This is a genomic window from Nocardia kruczakiae NBRC 101016 (assembly GCF_001612965.1).
GTDB lineage: Bacteria > Actinomycetota > Actinomycetes > Mycobacteriales > Mycobacteriaceae > Nocardia > Nocardia kruczakiae.
This window is the reverse complement of the sequence record NZ_BDBL01000062.1, coordinates 17,071-38,102: the sequence shown is the minus strand read 5'-3', so window position 1 is coordinate 38,102 and position 21,032 is coordinate 17,071. Positions and strand designations below refer to the sequence as shown.

At 66.8% G+C, this 21,032-nt stretch carries 18 protein-coding genes and 1 pseudogene; 6 read left to right on the top strand and 13 right to left on the bottom strand.

Annotated features, from left to right (window positions below):
* Positions 1–289, bottom strand: a pseudogene (locus tag NK1_RS30865) (hypothetical protein); the annotation flags it as partial.
* Positions 290–728: 439 nt separating this feature from the next.
* On the opposite strand from NK1_RS30865, the gene NK1_RS30860 reads away from it, so the two are divergent.
* On the top strand, positions 729–2,186 hold the full coding sequence (locus NK1_RS30860; protein WP_063014439.1) for a wax ester/triacylglycerol synthase family O-acyltransferase: 1,458 nt from the start codon (positions 729–731) through the stop codon (positions 2,184–2,186).
* A gap of 28 nt (positions 2,187–2,214) precedes the next feature.
* Here the strand turns inward: NK1_RS30860 and NK1_RS30855 are convergent, their stop codons facing one another.
* Both NK1_RS30855 and NK1_RS30850 read right to left on the bottom strand, forming a co-directional pair.
* Entirely contained in the window at positions 2,215–3,210 is a 996-nt protein-coding gene (locus NK1_RS30855) for an alpha/beta hydrolase (protein WP_084461818.1), read from the bottom strand.
* A 953-nt stretch (positions 3,211–4,163) separates the two neighbouring features.
* Positions 4,164–5,057, bottom strand: coding sequence for a universal stress protein (locus NK1_RS30850; protein WP_245660955.1), 894 nt, complete (start codon positions 5,055–5,057; stop codon positions 4,164–4,166).
* 286 nt (positions 5,058–5,343) lie between these two features.
* On the opposite strand from NK1_RS30850, the gene NK1_RS30845 reads away from it, so the two are divergent.
* On the top strand, positions 5,344–6,609 hold the full coding sequence (locus NK1_RS30845; RefSeq protein WP_063014437.1) for an alpha/beta hydrolase family protein: 1,266 nt from the start codon (positions 5,344–5,346) through the stop codon (positions 6,607–6,609).
* A 60-nt stretch (positions 6,610–6,669) separates the two neighbouring features.
* On the opposite strand, the gene NK1_RS30840 is transcribed toward NK1_RS30845, so the two are convergent.
* Positions 6,670–7,467, bottom strand: a complete 798-nt coding sequence (locus tag NK1_RS30840; RefSeq protein ID WP_063014435.1) for an SDR family NAD(P)-dependent oxidoreductase — start codon at positions 7,465–7,467, stop codon at positions 6,670–6,672.
* 354 nt (positions 7,468–7,821) lie between these two features.
* Between NK1_RS30840 and NK1_RS30835 the strand changes: the two genes are divergently transcribed.
* Together NK1_RS30835 and NK1_RS30830 are read left to right on the top strand one after the other, a co-directional pair.
* Positions 7,822–8,769 (top strand): Rv1363c family protein, encoded by a 948-nt coding sequence (locus NK1_RS30835; RefSeq protein WP_063014433.1) that lies wholly within the window; start codon positions 7,822–7,824, stop codon positions 8,767–8,769.
* Positions 8,766–9,377 carry a hypothetical protein gene (locus NK1_RS30830; RefSeq protein WP_063014432.1) on the top strand — a complete coding sequence of 204 codons (612 nt, stop codon included), beginning with the start codon at positions 8,766–8,768 and terminating at the stop codon, positions 9,375–9,377. Before NK1_RS30835 ends, NK1_RS30830 begins: the two co-directional genes overlap by 4 nt.
* A 17-nt stretch (positions 9,378–9,394) precedes the next feature.
* On the opposite strand, the gene NK1_RS30825 is transcribed toward NK1_RS30830, so the two are convergent.
* From NK1_RS30825 to NK1_RS30785, 9 genes are all read right to left on the bottom strand, one after another.
* Positions 9,395–10,897: an MCE family protein gene (locus tag NK1_RS30825; protein WP_439955967.1), complete on the bottom strand. Its 1,503-nt coding sequence runs from the start codon at positions 10,895–10,897 to the stop codon at positions 9,395–9,397.
* Positions 10,894–12,015 (bottom strand): MCE family protein, encoded by a 1,122-nt coding sequence (locus NK1_RS30820; protein WP_063014430.1) that lies wholly within the window; start codon positions 12,013–12,015, stop codon positions 10,894–10,896. Before NK1_RS30820 ends, NK1_RS30825 begins: the two co-directional genes overlap by 4 nt.
* Positions 12,012–13,259 (bottom strand): MCE family protein, encoded by a 1,248-nt coding sequence (locus tag NK1_RS30815; RefSeq protein WP_084461813.1) that lies wholly within the window; start codon positions 13,257–13,259, stop codon positions 12,012–12,014. Before NK1_RS30815 ends, NK1_RS30820 begins: the two co-directional genes overlap by 4 nt.
* The gene (locus NK1_RS30810; RefSeq protein ID WP_063014429.1) at positions 13,256–14,290 is read right to left on the bottom strand and encodes an MCE family protein; all 1,035 of its coding nucleotides are present in this window, start codon (positions 14,288–14,290) and stop codon (positions 13,256–13,258) included. Before NK1_RS30810 ends, NK1_RS30815 begins: the two co-directional genes overlap by 4 nt.
* The gene (locus NK1_RS30805; protein WP_063014427.1) at positions 14,290–15,312 is read right to left on the bottom strand and encodes an MCE family protein; all 1,023 of its coding nucleotides are present in this window, start codon (positions 15,310–15,312) and stop codon (positions 14,290–14,292) included. Before NK1_RS30805 ends, NK1_RS30810 begins: the two co-directional genes overlap by 1 nt.
* Positions 15,309–16,475, bottom strand: a complete 1,167-nt coding sequence (locus NK1_RS30800; protein ID WP_369689832.1) for an MCE family protein — start codon at positions 16,473–16,475, stop codon at positions 15,309–15,311. Before NK1_RS30800 ends, NK1_RS30805 begins: the two co-directional genes overlap by 4 nt.
* 10 nt (positions 16,476–16,485) lie before the next feature.
* Positions 16,486–17,331 (bottom strand): MlaE family ABC transporter permease, encoded by an 846-nt coding sequence (locus tag NK1_RS30795; protein ID WP_036497687.1) that lies wholly within the window; start codon positions 17,329–17,331, stop codon positions 16,486–16,488.
* A gap of 12 nt (positions 17,332–17,343) precedes the next feature.
* Positions 17,344–18,141 (bottom strand): MlaE family ABC transporter permease, encoded by a 798-nt coding sequence (locus tag NK1_RS30790; RefSeq protein WP_063014423.1) that lies wholly within the window; start codon positions 18,139–18,141, stop codon positions 17,344–17,346.
* 123 nt (positions 18,142–18,264) lie between these two features.
* The gene (locus NK1_RS30785) at positions 18,265–19,251 is read right to left on the bottom strand and encodes a DUF2804 domain-containing protein (protein ID WP_218023197.1); all 987 of its coding nucleotides are present in this window, start codon (positions 19,249–19,251) and stop codon (positions 18,265–18,267) included.
* A 208-nt stretch (positions 19,252–19,459) separates the two neighbouring features.
* Between NK1_RS30785 and NK1_RS30780 the strand changes: the two genes are divergently transcribed.
* Both NK1_RS30780 and NK1_RS30775 read left to right on the top strand, forming a co-directional pair.
* On the top strand, positions 19,460–20,107 hold the full coding sequence (locus tag NK1_RS30780; protein WP_063014421.1) for a TetR/AcrR family transcriptional regulator: 648 nt from the start codon (positions 19,460–19,462) through the stop codon (positions 20,105–20,107).
* A gap of 40 nt (positions 20,108–20,147) precedes the next feature.
* Positions 20,148–21,008, top strand: a complete 861-nt coding sequence (locus tag NK1_RS30775) for a 3-hydroxyacyl-CoA dehydrogenase (protein WP_063014419.1) — start codon at positions 20,148–20,150, stop codon at positions 21,006–21,008.
* Positions 21,009–21,032: the final 24 nt, after the last annotated feature.

Sequence of the window (21,032 nt, the reverse complement as noted above, 5' to 3'; positions counted from 1 at the left end):
CGAGCACGACGACGGTGGCCGCGGCGGCGACCCACCACTTGCGCCGGCGGGGCCGGCGCGGCGGCCGGGTGGACGGACCCAGTGCGAGCTGGATGGCATCGGGATCGATCGCCCATTCCGGCGACTCCGGCGGCCGCCGGACTATTCGCGGTGGCGATGCCGCGGGACGCGAATCGCGCAGCGGGGGTGGCTGCGGCGGACGGGGCGGCGTGAACCAATCGGCCGAGCCGACCGGCGGGCCGAACGGTTGCGGCACGGGTCCGGGCGGCCGGTTGGATTCAGAACTCATCACATCCCTCACGCCCGCTGCTGTCCCGCGGGGAAGACGATGCCAGCACTTGCCCGGCCGCACAACCGGAAGCCGCTCCCAGCACTGGAGGTACTCCTTGCCATCCACGTGCAACCTTGGCTACGGACAGGCATCCGAGGCGCTCACGGCAATCATACGGAGAACGTATCGGCAGCAGCCGAAGTAATGTTCACAAGCTATTATTATCTGGAATCGATGATTCGGCGTCGTGGATCCGGCGTGACCGCTCAGGATCGTCCTCTCTCCGGCACGCTCCCAATTTCCCGCATTTGTCGCGGACGTATTGATGCCTTTTCGACCGCATCGGATTTCCCTCCCGCCATCGCCCCATCGGTCGCCGCGACTGTAGACTCCGCCGCAGAAAGAATTGTGCGGACATATTCTCTCCCGCCCGCACAATGCCGGGTCAGGAGTAATCATGACGACGAAAACGGTCCGCGATGCGAGCAGCGGTCTCCACGTCACCGCCGAACAACTGACGCCGCGCGATGCGGTATTCGTCTACGACGAGTTCGAGCGGCACCCGGCGAATATCGTCGCCGCCTATGCCTTCGCCGGTGCGGCGGAACCGGAAGGCCGGTCGGTGAGCCGGGCCCAGGTGCGGGCCTGGATGCGGGAGCGGCTCGGTTACGCATCGCTGTTCCACCGCCGCTTGGAACGGGTACCGGGCGATGTCGACCTGCCGTATTGGGTTCCCGACCCCGGCTTCGACATCGATCATCACGTGACGATCGAGGAGCGTGCGTCGTGGCCCTGGGACGAGGTGCGCGGCCGCCTGGCCGAGATCGCCGCGGCCCGGATGGATCTCACCCGGCCGCCGTGGGAACTGCACCTCTTCGACGGTGTGCGCGGTTTCCCCGGGACCGCCGATCCGGTGACGATCGTGGTGCTGAAGTTCCATCACAGCGTCGGCGACGGGGTGGCCACCCGCGAACTCGAGCGGAAACTGTTCGGCGCCGCCGACACTCATCCTCCGCTCCCCACGACCGATCGCCGCTGGTCGCAGCCGGGCGCCCTGCTGCGCGCCGCCGCCGTGACACCGTATCGATTCACCCGTTTCGTCTCCGGCGTGGCCCGCACGCGGGCTGCGGCACGCACGGTGGGAGCCAAGGCGGCGGAAAACCTGCTGCGCGAACCGATTCCGCTTCGGCCCGCCACGCGCTTCAATCGCCGCATCGGCGCGACACCCGTCTTCGATCTGGTCACCCTGCCGCTCGCACCGGTCAGAGCGGCGAAAACGGCCGTCGCCGAGCGCATTACGGTCAACGACCTGCTGCTGACCGTCGTCTCGGGCGCGCTGTCGGCCTATCTCGCCGAGCAGGGCGAAACGCCGTCCGCATCGCTCGGTGCGATGGTGCCGATCTCGATGCGCGGACTCGCGCAGTGGAATTCGGCGAATCAGCTGTGCCAGATGTCGGTGGACCTGCACACCGATCTCGCCGATCCACTGGAACGCCTGTCCGCCGTCCGGAATTCCGCGCGGGAGGAGAAGCGGCGCTGGGCCGACCCAGCGGTCATCGCCCGCGAGGGCCGCATGCAGACCTCACCCGCCTGGCTGTTGCGCCTGGCCGGATGGGCTCGCGCGCAGCGGGTTTTCGATGAGGTCGACACGGTGCCGTTGTCCAACACCACCGTGAGCAATGTGCCTCCGGTCGCGGACCGTCTGGAATTTCTCGGCGCACCGGTGATCAGCGTCTTCGGCGTGCTCCCGATCATGGACGGCGACGGGCTGCGGCATCTGATCACGTCTCAGGGCGATCAGGTGGTGATCGCGGTCAGCTCCGATGCCGACATGCTTCCGGATCCGGCGCGATACGGCGAACTGCTGCTGCGCTCGTTCCGGGAGCTGAGTGAACGGCTCGCCGCACTCCGGTGACGGACCGCGCGGCGGCGGGCGGAGCGGTTCAGTTCGCGCCGATCGCCGCCGCCATCATCGGCCAGGATTTGTGCAGGTCGTCCTGCCAATAGCCCCACGAGTGGGTGCCCGCCGGATGGAAGGTGTAGGTGATGTCCGTGCGCCCGAGTTCCCGGGTGCGCTCGGCGAGTTTGGTCGTGCAGTAGTTCGCCGCCGATTCGATACCGCCGCCGAGCAGGACCTGATTGGCCAGCACCTCGGTGTTCGCGCGCACGCTCGGGTCGGCGAGACTGTCGTGCCGGCCGGGGAGCCCGCTCGCGCTGGAGATGTACATCGGAATCCGCGGCAGCCGGTCGGCGTGCAGATACGGGTCGTGTGCCTTCCAGCCCTCACCTCCGACCGGTCCCCACATATTCGTCGCATCGCCCTTGCCCAGGCTGATCACCAGGCTGACGAACGACTGGCCGAGCGGATCGCTGGTCATCGCGCAACCGCTGTAGGCGGAGACGCTTCGATAGAGCGCCGGGGCCTCGATCGCCAGATCCAGCACCGAGGTACCGGCCATCGAGATGCCGGCCAGCGCATTGGCGCCGGTGGTGCCGAAGGCCGAATCGATCACGGGCGGAAGCTCGTCGGTGAGGAAGGTGGCCCACTTGTTCCGGCCGTTGTTCTTCAGTTTCTTCGCCAGTCCCGGATCGTCGCGCTCCCAGTCGGTGTAGTAACTGAACGCGCCCTCCATCGGGATCACCACGTTGACGTGCTTGTCGGCGAAGAAGTCCGCGGCATCGGTCTGTGCCAACCAGGTCGCGGCGTCCTCGCCACCGCCGGCGCCGTTGAGCAGATACAGCGTGGGCGCCGGGGTGCGGGAGTCCTTCGCGGGCAACACTTGCAGCGGGATATCGCGATCCATCGCCGGCGAATGGACGCTGATCCGGACTACACGCCCGGGGCCCGGGGTTTCACCGACGATATGCGCCGCCGGAGTGGCCGAGCCGATCGGCGCGACCGACGTCCACAGCAAGGCTGCCGCACCGAGATATGCCATCAGCCAGGCGATCCCACGCACCGCGCCGGTCCTCTTACCGCTCGACACCACTACCACCTCTACACAGCACTGTGGGGGCGCACCCGGTTCGAGTGAGCCCCCACCATCGACGACTGGATTATTTTCCGGCGGCCGGGGTGCCACCGCTGAGGGTGATGAGCGCATTCACGATGGTGGTTCCGACCGAACCGGCGCTCTGCGTGCCCATTCCCAGAATATCGATGAGCGATCCCATACTTTTCTCCTAAATATCCGTGCACCGAATTGCCGCGCGCAACTCGGTGAATACGAGCGGTTTCGTCGAATTACTTGACGATGCTTCCGAGCGAACCGAGGAAGGTTTCCCACAGCCCGTCACCCGCGACTGCGGAACCCAGGGCCGGAATCAACGCGGTAAGCAAGTCGCCCATCGAACCCATCGATGAATCTCCTTTGTGAGCGTGTTCAATCGCCTCTCAGCCGCCGGAATCACGCCTGAGAGTTATCAGTCACGGCCGGTACCGGTTAGTGACCGAGGCAACATATCAAGCGTCCACTTTTCAAGCAAGCACCTCCTCTAAAACTCGGAGCCGCTTCACTACCGCTTCGTAGCTATTTTCTAGCAATTTCTGGACGGAATCGGTTCCCCGGAGACGGACCGGAGTCCACCGAACGCACCACACCACGCTCGGCGAGTTGGCTTGGTCGACAACAAGTTTCACTTCCGATCGGAAGTTTCAGCTTTCGCGGAACCGGGTGCGGCGTGGTGCACACACGACACCGCTCGACGGTCTCGGGCGGTCCTCGAGACCCTTCGTTTTGCTAGGAAAATTTTTTTTCGGAACCCGTCGAAGTCCCGCCACACCCGGGAATCGGGCTCACAACGCCGCTCGGGACCGGTGATCCCGGCCCGCGCGGACGGTGTGCGATGGTCTTGTCGAACGGCTCGGACGGTCAGCCGCCCGGGAGACGTCTCACCGCCGGCGCACCACGATCACCGGGCATTCGGACGACTGCAACAGGGCATGACCGGTCGAACCGAGCAGCATGCCGGTGAATCCGCCCCGGCCATGACTGCCGATCACCACCAGCTGCGAATGTTCGGATTCGGCGAGCAGCGCACGGGCCGGCCGATCGGCCCACACCACCGGCCGCACATCGACATCCGGATACTGTTCCCGCCATCCGGCCAGACTCTCCGAGAGCGCGGCGCGCTCGGATTCGCGCAGCGTGTCCCAGCCGGCCACCGCGATCTCGGGCAGGCTGATATCGCTCCACGTGTGCACGGCGATCAGCGGCACCTTCCGCCGCGAGGCCTCGTCGAAGGCGACGCCGATCGCGGGTTCACTGTTCTCGGTGCCGTCGACGCCGACCACCACCGGCTTCGCCGCGGTCACCATGTCGGTCGCGGAATTCCCGGGGATCACCGCGACCGGGCAGTGCGCCCGCTGCACCACCGCCGAACTCACCGAACCGAGCAGCGCCCGCCGAATGGCGCCGCGCCCGCGACTACCGACGACCAGGCGGTACGCCCGTTCCGAACGTGTGATCAGGGTCGGGATGATCGGGTCGAACACCAACTCGGCATTGATCTCCAGCGGCCCCTTCACCAACCCGGCGACCCGGCGCGCCTCGGCGACGATGCGCTCACCGTCCTCGCGCACCCAATCCGCGCCGCCCGTCCACACCTCGGAGCCGAAACCGGTCGGCAGCGTGGCCGAGGTGACGATGTCCAGACGCCGCCCGTGCAGGACGGCATCGACCGCGGCCCAGGCCACCGCCTGATAGGAGATCTCCGAGCCGTCGACGCCGACCACGATGGGCCGGTCGGGTTCGTCCGCGAGGTACACCTCGGCTGATTCGGTCACAGTCGGCTCCACTTCGTTTCGGCCAGCGGTCTCCGCGCCGAGATTACCGGGGAAGCGGAATGCGGCATCGCTCGTTCCGGATGAATCGCGGATTCCGGTCCGGTACGGCCGACGGTCGTCCCGCCGTATATCGCCATTTCAGCAACCTTTCAGCGCACAGCGATGCGATGCCGTTCGCGGACGTCGAACCGACTGGTTGCGCGGAGGTATCGATATGCAGACAAGTTGAGCCACAATGATTCCAGCGCGATGGCCGGGCCGCACACGGCCTGGTTATGTTGGATTCATGTCTCGCGTTTCGACACCGACCAAGATCGCCCGCAATCGCCGGGCACGACGTGGTCGGCTGGTCGTCGCGGCATTGGTCTCGATCGCGGCCACGACGGCCACCGCGGCGGCGGATCCCGCCGGCGGCACAGCCGTCCCGGAGGGTCAGGCCTTCTACGACGCACCGTCCGAGGCGATCGCCGGACCACACGGCTCGGTGATCCGGGCCCGAAGTATCACCGGCGATCCGGGACTGCCCGGGGCGCGGAATTTGCTCGTGCTGTACCGCTCGGTGGATCTGCGGGGGAATCCGGTGGCGGTCTCGGGAACGCTGGCGGTCCCCGACGGCACACCGCCGCCGGACGGCTGGCCGCTCATCTCGTGGGCACACGGCACCACCGGTGTGGCCGATATCTGCGCGCCGTCGCGCGATACCGGCCCCGACTATCCCGCCCACGACTACACCGCGCAGGTGCGCGAGGTGCAACAGCGCTGGCTCGCGGCCGGATACGCGGTGGCGCAGACCGATTACCAGGGCCTCGGCACGCCGGGCCCGCACGGATATCTGATCGGCGCCCCCGAGGCGCGGGCCGTCGCCGATATGGCGCTGGCCGCGCGGGAACTCGACGCGTCGATCGGTACGCGATGGGCGGCGATCGGCCACTCGCAAGGCGGCCAGGCGGCGATCTTCACCGATGCGCAGGCCCGCGCCTGGGCACCCGGACTGGATCTGCGCGCCGTCGTGGCACTCGCACCGGCATCGCAGGTGGAATTCGGCATCGGGGCGCAGCGCGTGGCGAGTACGGTCGGAGCCGGCGAGGCCCTGGCCGGGACGCTCGGCAACTCGAATGCGTTCCTGCCGTTGCTGATTCGTGGCGCGCAGACCGCCGAGAATATCGATCCGGCTCGCTTCCTGACGCCGCGCGCACTGAGCCTGCTGCCCGAGGCCGACACCGGATGCATCGGCGCCCTGCGCGCACCGGACAGCTGGGGCGGCCTCCCCGCCGATGCCGCGTTCAGCCCCCTGGGCGATGCCGCGCCCTTCCTTCGAGTTCTGACCGACAACGATCCCAGCACGCTGCGCATCGACGCGCCGTTACTGGTGTTGCAGGGCAGCGCCGACACGACGGTGCCCCCGCGGGCGACCGACGCGATGGTCGCCCGCCTGCGTCTGACCGATCAGCAGCTCACCTACCGCACCTACCCCGGCGCCGACCATCGCGGCGTCCTGCAGGCCTCGCTCCCCGACGCCCTCGCCTGGGTCGGCGCGCGCTTCACCTTCTGAGCCGCCCCGACGCGAATTCGCTTCGGCTCCAGTGCATTCGGACACCGACCGCGCGGCGGTCTACTTCCCCGCGTACATCTCGCGCATGCTCTTGCCCATGAGGGCGACCGCCTTCTTGCGGGGCAGTATTCGCGACAGCAGCGTGCCGTTGAAGCGGTTGGCCCGGCCGGGGATCACCGAGGGTTGTCTGCCGAGTGCGGCCAAGCCGGCGGCGACCACCGGGGCTACCGGCATGACCTTCGGGGAATTGCGGATCGTGCGTGGTTGGTCGGCGCGGTAGCCGGGGGTGTCGGTGGGTCCGGGCACGACCGCGACGACGTCGACACCGTGCGGACGCCATTCGTCCCACAGCGATTCGGCCAGATTCAGAGTCAGTGCCTTGGTGCCCGCGTAGGAGGCGTACATGGGAGTGCCGAGCAGACCGGACATGGAGCTGAGCAGGATCACCCCGCCGCGGCCGCGGTCGATCATCGGCGGGACGAAGCGGTGCAACACGGTCATCATCGTGGTCACGTTGATATCGATCGTCTTCAGATGCCGCTCCAGCGGTGTGTCCAGCCACATGCCGCAGACCGAGAGCCCGGCGTTGTAGACGACCAGGCCCAGTTCGACGTCGTCGACCAGCAGCGCTACCGATTCCAGCACCTCGGGCGCGGTGATGTCTCCGGTCACCGTCTGGGTGCGGATGCCGTAGCGGTCGGCCAGATCCGTTGCCAGCGTGTCGAGTTCGTCCTTCTCCAGCGCAACCATGACGAGGTTCAAGCCGCGCTCGGCGAGCTGACGGCAGAATTCGGCCCCCAGTCCCAGCGCGGCACCGACCACCAACGCCCACGGCCCGTACCGCTGCGGAAAGCTCATCTGCTGTCTCCTCGACTCCGATCAGAAACGTATGCGAGTCCGATCATCGCATCCGGGAGACGAACACGCGTGCGGCGAGGGCCGGGCGGACCTTCGCGATCCGCCCTGGGCGACAACGGGATCAGGTGCGGGTGGGCAGACTTTCCCAGCCACGCACCGTCGAGGTCGGCGACAGTCGCGCCTGCGACAGATCGACCTCCCCTCCGGAACCGCAATGGCAATCCCCGAGGTCACATGCGAATCCGGCAATAACTACAGCCTTCATCCGTCCACGCAGGTAGAGTACAGTTCTCGTTGCGTGAAAATATTGTTCTCGCCGATCTGCCCGGCACCGCCCGACGAACGGAGCACGCAGTGACGTCCGGAAAACACCCCACGCCGCCGGATACCGGGGACATCACCGAGCGTGATCTGCTGCTGGCCGCCGCGGAAGCCGAGGCGGAGGCCGAAGCGGCGGAAGCGGTCGCGGCCGCTGCCCGCGCCCGAGCCCGCGCGGCCACCCTGCGCCGCCGCGCCGGGGCCGCCGCACAGACGAGCGAACCCTCGTCCGCGAACGACACGCCGGACAGCGACGGCGCTGCGCCCGGCACAGTAGACAACGCCGCCACTCGAGGTCGGGACGTCGTCGCGTCGGCCCGGCAGGGCGCCTCGAGCAATGAGCGAACACTGAACGACGAAGCCTCCGCCCCGGAAAGCTCTGCGGTCCGATCACTTTCCCGGCAACAGTCCTCGACGGGCGGCGACGCGGTTATCGATGCCGACGCGGAGACCGAGAAGAGCCGTCGCCGCATACGACCACGACTGGGCGCCGGGCAGCATATCCGGCGGCGCACGGCGGGCGTGGCGATCGCGGCGATCGTCTTGTGCGCCGGACTGGGCGGCAGCGGATACATGATGTGGCGCCATCACGATGTGACGGCGAAGCAGCATCGCGAGGCGGAGTTCGTGGCGGCGGCGCGGCAGGGCGTGACCACGCTGACCTCACTGGATTTCAATCATGCGGCCGATGACGTGAAGCGCGTACTCGATGATTCCACGGGTAGCTTCCGCAACGATTTCCAGTCGCGCGCAGACGATTTCGCGAAGGTGATCCAGCAGTCCAAAGTCGCCACCCAGGGCAGGGTCAACGCCGCCGCGGTGCAGTCGATGACCGACGACTCCGCCGTGGTCCTGGTCGCGGCGACCTCGGAGGTAACCAATTCCGCAGGCGCCAGACAGGAACCGCGCGCCTGGCGGTTGAGCGTGACCGTGGAGCGCGTCGACGGCCGGCTCAAGATGTCGAAAGTGGAGTTCGTCCCATGAGCACAGCATCCGAATCCGATACCGGCGCCACCGCCGTCGACGGTGCGCACGGCGGGCCGGCAACCGGCGACGCGGCCGGAAATTCCTCCTGCCCACGCGCTGCCCTGTCCTGGCTGCGCGGCCATCGTGCCGGTGTCGGAGTAGGTGCGCTCGGCGCGCTCGCGGTGGCATCCGTCGCGGCGGCGACAGGCTTGTATTTCACCCAGTATCGGCCCGATCAGCAGACCGACGAGGCGGCGCAACGTGCGGCCACCGCCGCCGCGACCAACGGTTCGGTCGCGATCCTGTCCTATGCCCCCGATACCCTGGACCACGATCTCACCACCGCGAAATCCTTCCTGACCGGAGATTTCCTCACCTACTACGGGCAGTTCACCCAGCAGGTGGTGGCGCCGGCGGCGAAGCAGAAATCGGTGAAAACGTCTGCGGCGGTGGTCCGTTCGGCGGTCGAGCAGATCCATCCGGAATCGGCCGTGGTGCTGGTGTTCATCAACCAGACCACCACCACCTCCGACAGACCCGATCCGTCGATGACGTCGAGCAGCGTCAAGGTGTCGCTGTCGCACATCGACGGGAAGTGGTTGATCTCCTCGTTCGATCCGGTCTGATCGGCAGCGCACTCGACTCAGTGCGCCACCATATCCTTCCAACTCGCCGGCCGGGCGCCGGCCAGATCGTCGCGCCGATACATCTTTCCGTCCGGCGCCAGATAGTTCCCGGTATGCGGGTCGTAGTGCGCGAATCCCACCGACGGTTCGGTCCCGGTGCGCGATGCCGCGGGTGCGTTCAGCCCGGGAATCCTGGGCAGCTCGAGCTGCGGCAGCTGCGGCAACGGGGCCGCCGGCGCGGGAGCGGGCGGATTCCACCGCGAATCCGGTGGGATGCCTTGCGATTCCAGATTCGGATCGCGCGGATACGGTCCCACCACCGGCTGGTCCGGCGCCACCGGTTCGTACTCCTGGTCGCTGTTGCAGATCTCCGCTGTCGGCGCCCGCTTACCCGGTTTGCCGGCACACGGGAAGTTGCGCGCCCCGCGGACCGCGACGGGCGAATCCTGTGGCAGCTTGCAGTACAGCCCGTCCGGAGTGTCGATCGTGGTGGTGTCCGACGGAGGTCGCCATGCCGACGGCGGCAGGAAGCCGACCGTACAGGCCGGCGGATCCGAGATCCCGCTGATCCGGAAGTCGCCGGGCCCCAACCCCTGCGCGTTCTTGGTGGGTTGCACCGCCTGCACGATCGAGACCTCGGGCGGCAGCAACACCAGCACCTGTTCCAGCCCGGCGTGATAGGTGACGCCCAGCTGCGCGACCGAGGTCAGATTCGACAACAGCACGGGCAGTGTGAGTTTCACCGAATCCAGCAGTTTCGTCGCCTCCTGGGCGGCGCCCGGCCCGGTGTTCAGCAGCGTCCGCACCTGCTCGTCGTCGGTGGCGATCTGTCCCGACACCCCGGCGAGGCTGCGCGCCCAGATCCGGATCGCATCGGCCGAGCGGTCCTGCGAATCCACCAGCGGCTCGGCCTTCGCCAGCAGCTCACGGGTGGTGTCGCCGGTCCGATTCGCATCGGCGGCCACGGTCGCGGCCGAGTTCAGCAGCGACTGCAGGTCGTAGCGGGCGCCGTTCACACCGGTGAACACCTCGTCGAGCATGTCGTGCAGCCGGTCTTTCGGAATACTGCCGACCAGGCTGTCGAGTTCGTCGAGCATCGGCCCCACCGGCTGCGGAACGGTGCTGTCGCGCACATCGATCACGGATCCGTCGTGCAGATACGGCGGTGCGTCGGTGCGTGGTTGCAGGTCGACGTACTGCTCGCCCACCGCCGACACACTGCGCACCTGCGCGCGCAGGTCGGCGGGAATCTTGTGGCCGCCGTCGATCGCCAGGGTCGCCTTCACCGCGTCGTCGGTCAGATCGACGGAGGTGACCTTGCCGATCTGGACCCCGCGATAGGTGACGTTGCCGAATCGGTACAGCCCGCCGGAGGTCGGAAGTTCCAGCGTCACCTTCATGGTGCCGATGCCGGCGAGGGTCGGCAGCCGCATGTACTGCACGGCCATCGACACCATGCCGATCACGGCCAGGATCGAGAAGATCACCAGCTGCGCTCGGACGAATCGGGTGAGAATCATCGGCCGCCTCCGTTCGGATCGGACGGGTTCACCGGTGCGCCCAGCGGGTCGTTGGTCTGCTTGCCGTAGCCAGGGTCGCCGACCATGGCCTGCAGCACGGCATTCGGATCTCCCAGGGGCGTGCCGAGCAGCAGTTCGCGCCGCAACCGCGGCACGGTGAGGTCGATGGTGGCGAACAGATTGACGTAGTCGCCGCGGATCCCGTGGTCGATGCCGTACTGCCCGTAGGGGAACACGGTGAGAAAGGAGACCGCACCGTCGATCTTCGACCCCACGTCGGCCAGTTCCCGCAGGGTCGGTTCGAGGTTGTGCAGATTCGTCAGCAGATCCGCCTGCACCTGCGAGATCACCCCGGTCGCGGTGTCGCTGAACGCGCGCAGCTTGTCCAGGGCGGTGGTGATGGCCGGGCGCTCGGTGAGCAGCACCTCGAGCGCGGGGCCGACCCGGCGCAACGTGTCGCTGACCGTATCCCGTTGCTGGGCAAAGGTTTCCGCCATCCTATTCAGACCGGTCACGGTGGCGAGCAGATTGTCGCGCTGCTGATCCAGCACGGTCACGAACGCGTCCAGGCGCGGAATCAGGTCGTGGATGGCGCCCTCGCGACCGGAGAACGCGGCGTCGAGATTGTGGATGATGTCGTTGATCTGGCCCATCCCGCCGCCGTTGAGCACCACCGACAGCGACGCGAGAGTCTGTTCGGTCGACGGATAGGTCGAGGTCCGGTTCAGCGGCACGGTCGCCCCGGGCCGCAGGCGCCCGCTCGGCGCCTGTCCGGCCGGCGGATTCAACGCCAGATGGGTCGAGCCGAGCAGGCTGGTCTGCCCGATGGTCGCCGCCACATTCGCGGGCACGACCACATCCGGTTTCACCGAGACGTCCACCACGGCGTGCCAGCCGTGCACGGTGATCGACCCGACGCTGCCCACCACCACGTCGTCGATCATGACCGGCGAATTCGACACCAGCGTACCGACATTCGCCATTTCGACGTGGTAGATCGCGGCGTCCGGACCGCGGCCGGGGGCCCCGGGCAACGGCAGCGAATCCACGCCGCGCCAGCCACATCCGGTCACGGTGACCAGTGCGCACGCGCACAGAACCAACAGCCGCGCGATCATGACGGTGGCCTCCCCCAGGGCTGGAGCAGTTCGGTGACCGACGTCGGCGCCGACGGGCCGGGTTGCTGTCCGACGATCTTCGGCACCAGATCGGGTTCGCTGTAGATCACGTTGTTCGGATCCGGCGCCGGCCCGGTCGCCGGGCTCACCGGCAACGGCAGATAGTTGAAGCTGAGCAGGGGCAAGATCGGACCCAGATACTGGCGGCACTTCTCCCCCGACTCGGCGGCCGTGGCGTTCTCGATACTCGCCACACCGGCGCAGATGAACTGCATCGGATTGGAGAAGTTGTTGAGCTCGAAAACCCCTGCCTCCGTGCCGGTGTCGGGATTGTAGATGTGATAGAAGTTGGCGATGCTGTTCGGCGCGATATGCAGCAGATTCTCCAGATCCGCGCGATGATCCACCAGATTCTGGGTCACATTCGCCAGCCGCTGCACCTGTTCGCCGGCCTTCGCGCGGTTCTCGGAGACGAAGCGCTGGACCTCGCCCACCGCGACCGACAGTTCGCGCAGCGCGGCGTCCAGGTCGGATTTGCTGTCGTCGACCACACTGGACAGCGTCGCGAGCCGATTCTCGAACTGGACGATTTCGGTACCGCTGCCCTTCAACGCGTCCACGAAGGTCTGCAGATTCTGCAGGATGTCGACGATATTGCCGCTGCCGTCGGCCAGGATGCGACCCACCGCGGACAGCTGGGCCAGCATCTGCCGCAACTTCTCGCCGTTACCGTCGCTCAGCGCGGCGGCGGTGCTGTCGACGAACCGGCCCATCGAACTGCCGGCGGCGTCGCCGCTGGGACCCAAACCCGTTGCCAGCTTGGTCAATTGCGTCTTGATCTCGTCCCACTCCACCGGTACCGCGGTGCGTTCGACCGGGATCACCGCACCGTCGGCGAGCGTCGGGCCGCTGGTCCGATACGCGGGCGTCAATTGGACGTAGCGGGCCGCGACCAGGCTCTGTGCCACGATCACCGCCCGCGCGTCGGCGGGCACGCGGATATCACGGTCGACGGCGAGCACCATTTCGGTGGTCGTCCCTCGCGGGGTGATCGATCGGATATGCCCCACCTTCACCCCCGCGACGCGCACGTCGTCGCCGGGGTAGATGGCGGTCGCGGTGGTGAATATCGCGGTGAAGTGCTTGGGCCCGAACAGTTCTCGATAACCGATCACAGCCCCGGTCACCACGACCGCGACGATCACCACGGCACCGACGATCCGGACGATCCATCTCGTACTCATCGCGGCGGCTCCGGATGCGGTAGCGGGAACTGGGCCGGCGGGTTCACGCCGAACGCCCGGTCGATGAAGGGCTGAATATCCTGCCCGTCGATCAGATTCGCGACGAATGCGTTGTAGAAGCGGCCACCGGAGACGGCTTCACCCTGTGTCAGTGCGACTTTCGCGTATCCGGGTATCGCCTTGCCGATATTGTCGCGATTCTTCTCGAGCATCGCGGCGATGCAGTTGAGCCGGTCCAGTGTCGGTCCGAGCGCGGCCTCGTTGTCGGCGACCAGGCCCGACAGTTGCTTCGCCACCGCCGAGGTGTTGGCGAGTAGATCGACGATTTCCTGGCGGCGCTGCGCGAGCACGTCGACCAGCGCATTCGCATCGAGGATCAGCGTATTCACCTGCTGACTGCGCTGGGCGAGCACCGAGGTGACCGTGCCCGCGCCGACCAGCAACTGCCGCAGCGATTCGTTGCGGCTGTTGATCGTCTTCGACAACTGCGTGAGCCCGTCGAATGCGGGGCCCACCTGCGGTGCGATGTGGTTCAACGTCGAGGACAGCATGTCGAGGGAACGGTTGAGCGAATCGATGTCGATCGCCGAGGTCTTGGTGCTCAGATCACCGACGGCATCGGTCAGCGAGTACGGCGAGGAGGTGCGCGACGACGGAATCGTGTCGAGGGAGCGCATCCGGCCGGATCCCGCGGATATCACCGTGAGATCGCGCTTGCCCAGCAGCGAACTGGTCTTGATATGCGCCGAACTGTCGGCGCCGAGCCGGATGGTCGAGTTCACCGAGAACACCACCAGCGCATCCCCGTTGTGCAGCACCACTTTCTGCACCGTGCCGACCCGCACGCCCGAGACGATCACGTCGTCGCCGACCGCGAGCCCGGCCGCCTCGCCGAACAGCGCCTGGTAGCGCACGGTGGTGCCCCATGCCATGAACTTCTGCGACTGCAGGCCGATCAGGATGACGCACACCATCATCACGATCCCGACCAGTCCGGGACGTAACAGATGAGCGCCGCGGTAATGCAGCATTACGGTGCACACCTCCCCGTCTCGGTTTTGATCCAGGGCAGCTGAACCACCTGCCCGGACTGATCGCTGACCCGAATGGTCAACGCGCACACGAAGTATTGGATGAAGTTGCCGTAGGAACCGGTTCGCACCATCTTCCGGAAGTTCTCCGGCGCCCGCTGCAATGCGTAGTCGACCTTGTCCTTACCGTCGTCCACGGCCGGAGCCAGCCTCGCGAGCTGGTCGACGGTATCGGCCAAGGGGGCCCGGCTCTGCGTGAGAAGGTCGGCGACCGAAGCGGTTCCGCGGTCGAGCGCGTCGATCGCGGAACCGATCGGATCGCGGTCCTGCGACAGCTGGGTCACCAGTTGCTCGAGGCGGTCGATGGCGTCGGAGAACTGGGTGCCGTTGCTCGCGAGGGTTTCCATGACCTGATTCAGGTTGTCGATCAACTTGCCCACCACATCGCTGGTGTCGGCGAGCCGGGAGGAGAAGGAGGCGGTCTTGGTCAGCAGCGAATCGACCGTGCCCTCCTGTCCCTGCACGATCTGCACCAGCGACCAGGTGAGCGAATTGACCTCCTGGGCGTTCAGACCCTGCAGCACGGGTTTCAGGCCGCCGAGCAAAAGGTCGAGATCCAATGCGGGCGTGGTCCGTTCGAGCGGAATGCGCGCGCCGGGCCGCAGGGTCGCGGTCGATCCCGGCCCGTCGGTCAGTTCGAGATAGCGGTCGCCGACCAGATTCAGATAGCGGATGGCGGCCTTGGTGCCTCCGGTGAGCACGATGTCGCGGTCGGCGTCGAAGGTCACCACCACCCGCTGATCCGGGCGCAAGGTCACCCCCTTCACTCGTCCCACCTCGACACCGGCCACCCGCACACTGTCGCCGGAGCGCAGCCCCGACGAGTCGGTGAATTCCGCCGAATAGCCATTGGTCGAACCGGTGCGGTACTGGCCGAAGACCAGGACCAGGAATCCGGAGAGAACCACCATCACCAGCGCGAAGGCGCCGAATTTCAGCAGCGGTGTGTCCCGTTGTCTCATCGCGGACCTCCGGCGGTGGGATCGACGGCCCCGAACAGCACGCTCTGCAGCAGATCCGGATTCACGCGCAGGGTGCGGTTGGTATTCGGGAACGGCACGGCGCCGTCGTCGACCACCACGAACTTGGGCTTACCGTTGTAGTGCACCGGCAGCACCGAACACTGCGGACCACCGGATGCGGCGACCTTCGGCAGATCACGCGGATACCGATACGGTTCCGCACCCCACAGGAAGTTGACCGTGAGGCCCATCCCCGGAACCTGCACCGGTTTCACATTGGCCATATAGTCCAGGCCCTCGATCGAACACTTCAGCGCCGGTGCGTATTCGGCGGCCAGATCGGTGGTCGGCACCAGCAGGTGCAGCATCGAGGCCAGTGGCGCGCCGTTGTCGCCGAGCACCTGATTGCCGACATCGGCCAGGCCGATCGCATTGACCAGCAGCGCGTCGAGATTCGCCTGTTCGTCCACCAGAGTCTTGCTGATCGTGGCGGCATTGCGCGCGGTGGAGAGCAGATCCGGCGCGGCGTCGCCGTAGGCGGCGGCCACATTCGGTCCGGCGGCGATCTCACGGCTCAGGGCGGGCAGCGCCGGCTGGATCTTGGCCAGGAACGAGTCGAGATCGGTGAGCATCTGCCCGACCTGTTCGCCGCGGCCGTTGGTCGCACCCGCGATCGCCCCCAGCGTCTCGTTCAACTTCTCCGGTTCGATCTGCCCCAGCACCGCGGTCAATCGCTCGAAGATGGTGTTGATCTCGACCGTCACGTGCCCGGAGTCGAAGATCTGGCCGGCCCGGATCGAGGACGCGGACTTCTGTGCGGGCGGCAGGAATTCGATGTATTTGGCGCCGAACACCGTGGTGGAGGCGATGTCCACGGTCACATTCGACGGGATCCGTCGCACCTGGCCGGCGTCGATCGCCAGCTGGATCGCGGCGAGTCCGTCGGGACGCTCGTCCACCGCGGCCACCTTGCCCACGGTCACTCCGCGCATCTTCACCTTCGCGTCGGGATACATCACCAGGCCCGCGCGCGGTGACAGGACGGTGACCCGCACGGTATCGGCGAATCCGCCGCGGAACATGACCACCGCCAGGGCCACCACCCCGGCGATCGCGGCGATCGACAGCAGACCCACTATCGGACGTAAAATGTTGCGCAACACGGTTTCTCCCCTAGCCCGACAGGTTGAAGTTGCCGTTGGAGCCGTAGATGGCCAGCGAGACCAGCAGGGTGACCGAGACGACCGCGATCAGCGAGGTCCGCACCGCGTTGCCCACCGCGATACCCACGCCGGAGGGCCCACCGGCGGCGAAGAACCCGAAATAGCTGTGTATCAACAGGATCGTGAGCGCCATGAGGATCGCCTGCACGAACGACCACACCAGATCGAGCGGATTGAGGAAGGTGGTGAAGTAGTGGTCGTAGAGCCCCGAGGACTGGCCGAGCAGGAAGACGGTGGTGACCCGGCTGGCGAGGAACGACGCCACCACCGCCAGTGAGTACAGCGGGGTGATCGCGATCATTCCGGCCACGATGCGGGTGCCCACCAGATACGCGATCGGTTCGATCGCGATGGATTCCAGCGCGTCGATCTCCTCGTTGATCCGCATGGCGCCCAACTGCGCGGTGGCTCCCGCGCCGAACGTCGCCGCCAGTCCGATGCCGGCCACCACCGGCGCCGAGATGCGCACATTGATGAAGGCCGACAGGAATCCGGTCAACGCCTCGATGCCGATATTGCCCAGCGAGCTGTAGCCCTGCACGGCCAGGGTGCCGCCGGTGGCCAGGGTGAGGAATCCGACGATCACCACGGTGCCACCGAACACCGCCAAAGTGCCCGAGCCCATGCTGAATTCGGCGATGAGCCGGATGGTTTCCTTCTTGTAGCGCCACGCGGCGAACGGCGCGCCGAACAGCGCGCGCACATAGAAGAGGGTGTGATCGCCGATGCTGCCGAGGCTTTTCACCGGCCGGCGTGCCCGCCGCACGGCACGCGGATATCTCGCTTCCAGTACCACAGCCACTCCCCCTCATCTGGCCGTCATCTGGATGCCGATCGCGGTCACGACGACATTGATCACGAACAGCGCCATGAAGGCGTAGACCACGGTTTCGTTCACCGCATTGCCCACGGCCTTGGCGCCACCGGAGACGATCAGCCCGCGATAACACGCGATGAGGCCGGCGACGAGGCCGAACAGCAGCGCCTTGACCGCCGAGATGACGACTTCGTTCAGTCCGGTCAGCAAGGTGATGCCGTTGGCGAAGGCACCGGGGTTGACGTTCTGCACATAGACCGAGAAGACGTAACCACCGGCGATACCGATGATGCAGACCAGACTGTTCAGCAGCAGCGCCACCAGCCCCGAAGCGAGCATGCGTGGTGTGACGAGTCGCTGCACCGGATCGATGCCGAGGACCTCCATGGCGTCGATCTCCTCGCGGATGGTCCGCGAGCCCAGATCCGCGCACATCGCGGTGGCACCGGATCCGGCGACGATCAGCACGGTCACCATGGGACCCACCTGGGTGACCGCGCCGAATGCCGCGCCCGCGCCGCTGAGATCGGCCGCACCCAGCTCGCGCAGCAGGATGTTGAGGGTGAAGCTCACCAGCACGGTGAACGGAATCGCCACGAGCAGGGTCGGAATCAATGACACGCGTGCCACGAACCAGGATTGCTCCAGGAATTCGCGGGTCTGGAAGGGGCGGCGGAAGGCGAATTTCACCGCGTCGGCCGACATGGCGAACAGCCCGCCGATGGTCTGCAGCCCGCCCGCCGAACGACGGGACATACCCCGGGACCACCCCGGCAGAGTTATCGCCATGCCGCCACCTCCCGGAGCCCCGCTGCGTCGCGACACCAGACGGAAATCGCATTCTCGGTTTCGATAATGCTACATCCGCCAGACAAGAACGCAATAGCTAGTGCGAGTAGGTGGCGTTTCGGATCACCAGCGGTTACGCGCCTCTTCCGCCCAGCCGGTGAGGCCGTCGAACTCCACCCAATCCCCCTCGTCGGTGCGGGCGCGCCCGGTGAAGTGCCCGAAGCACTGATGAGTGTCGTTGGCCAGCACCCCCAGCGCCGTCCGGGATTCGCGCACATGGAAGGGAGTGAACTCCACGGCGACGCGTGGACCGCGAATCTGCCACGGCCGCAGCCAATCCCGGCGGTCGTATACCCATTCCAGCTCGTCGCCGATCTTGTGCAACCGGCCGCGCACGAACAGGGCGTTCTCGGTCGAACCCGTGCCGTCGGTCCACATTCCGCCGAGCTGGATCGCCGTCTCCGGACCACAGCCGGCGGCCCAGTTCCACGCGATCGAGTACGGCCACTTCCCGCGTCCGTGATCGAGGACGGCGAATCCGTCGTCGATCACGTAGGCGACGCCGTCCACGGTCAGCGTGCCCGAAACCGGGCGGCCGAGATCCTTCACGGTGTACTGGAAGCGCTTCGCACTCCACGGCACCACGACACCCAGCGATTCGTGTCCGGCCGGCAGCCCGGCCGTCAGATCGATATCGATTCGCGCAGTGGCGGCGTGAATCCTGGTGCCGCCCGGATCGTTTCGCAATTCGATCACCAGCTCGCCGGCATGCCCGGACGCGGCGCCGACGCCGCTGCGGTCGGGAAGGTGCACACCGCGGGCGAGCGGCGTCACCACATCCTTGACGATCTCGGTGCCGTTCACCCGATCGAACAGGTAGACCCCCTGCAGCCCGGCGTAATCCAGCGACGTCAGCACGATTCCGATGATGTGATCGGGAGTGACGATGCCCCAGTACTCCCATCGCTTGGTGCGACCCCAGCCGCGCAGATTCGCCCGATGCAGCGGGCGGCGCGTCCAGCCCACCGCGTCGGGGTTCAGCCGGCCCCGCGGTGTGCACAGATCGACGCTCGCGGTGATCTCGCGCTCCGCGGTCACCCATTCGGCCATCGTGGCCCTCCTTCGCTGCCGCGGTCGCCGCGACCACGGTCGATCCATTGTCGCGGCCGGGCCGGTCATCACGAACGGGCCACGCCTGCGACGAGGCCGGGACCGGCGAGCATGTCCGACGTCATGCTGGACATGTTGCGCATCCGATAGCTCTGAGTATGCTCATTAATGAGCGCACTCATTATTGTCGGCCGATGGGAGGTGCCGGATGGCAGATACCCAGCAGGTCGGGCGGCGGGTCCGCAATATGCGCGCCAAGCAGAGCCGGATCTTCGAGGTGGCGGCGCAGTTGTTTGCCGAACGCGGGTTCGCGGCGGTCACCACCCAGCAGATCTCCGATCGGGCCGATATCGCCGCGGGCACCCTCTTCCGCTACGCCTCGTCCAAGGGGCAGTTGCTGCTCATGGTCTACAACGAGGACTTCCGGTCGGCACTCGAGACGGGCGCGCGGCGCGCCCGCGACATCGCCGATCCGGTCGGCGCGATCGCGGCGCTGCTGCGGCCGGTTCTGGTCGCGGCCGCGCGCAACACCGAGAACACCATCGCCTACCAGCGCGAATTGCTGTTCGGCCCGCCCGAGGAGACCTATCGGGAACAGGGCCTGGCGTTGGTGGCGCGGCTCGAGTCGGTCCTCGCCGAGATCCTGCTGACCGCGGTCGCGGGCTCCGGCGAGCCCACCGCCGTACAGCGGGAGGCCGCGCGCGTGGCGGGCCGCAGTCTCTTCGCGGTCCTGCACATGGCGCTGGTGCGCCCGTCCACCGGCGTGCATCCCCACCACGATCCGATCGCCGATCTGCACGCCCAGATCGCTCAGCTCGTCGCCGGTTTCCGCAGCGCCGCGGTCTCCGGCATCTGAAAACACCAGCGCGGGCCACGGCCCGCAGAACGGAGTCGACATGTCCGCAACCATTCGCAAGGTGAGCGTCCTCGGGACCGGAGTCCTGGGATCCCAGATCGCCTTCCAGACCGCCTTCCACGGTTTCGAGGTGACCGCCTACGACATCAACGACGAGGCGCTGACCGCCGCGCACGAGCGTTTCGACAAACTCGCGGCCACCTACCGCGAGCAGGTGCAGGGCGCGGGCGACGGCAAGGCCGAGACCACCGCGGCGGGCATCACGCTCACCAGTGATCTCGCCGAGGCCGCGCGGGACGCGGATCTGATCATCGAGGCGGTGCCCGAGGTGCTGTCGATCAAGCAGGACACCTATCGCCGGCTCGGCGAACTCGCGCCCGAGCACACCATCTTCGCCACCAACTCCTCGACGCTGCTGCCCAGCGATATGAAGGACGCCACCGGCCGCCCGGACCGCTTCCTGGCCCTGCACTTCGCGAATCAGGTGTGGCAGTTCAACACCGCCGAGGTCATGGGCACCGAGGACACCGATCCGAAGGTGTATCAGGCCGTGGTCGGCTTCGCCGAGGCGATCGGCATGGTCCCGATCGAATTGCACAAGGAGAAGGCCGGTTACGTCCTCAATTCGCTGCTCGTGCCGTTCCTCAACTCGGCGATGGCGCTGGCGGCGGGCGGCTACGCCGAACCGAAGGCGGTCGACGAGACCTGGCGCATCGGCACCGGCGCACCCGCGGGCCCGTTCCAGATCCTCGACATCGTCGGTCTCACCACGCCGTACAACATCCTGGTCAACAGCGGCGAGGACGGCCAGAAGCTGGCGCAGTGGCTGAAGTCGCAGTACATCGACAAGGGCAAGCTCGGCCTGGCCAGCGGCGAGGGCTTCTACCGCTACAACGCGTAATCCGTTACAGCACAGTCATATTCG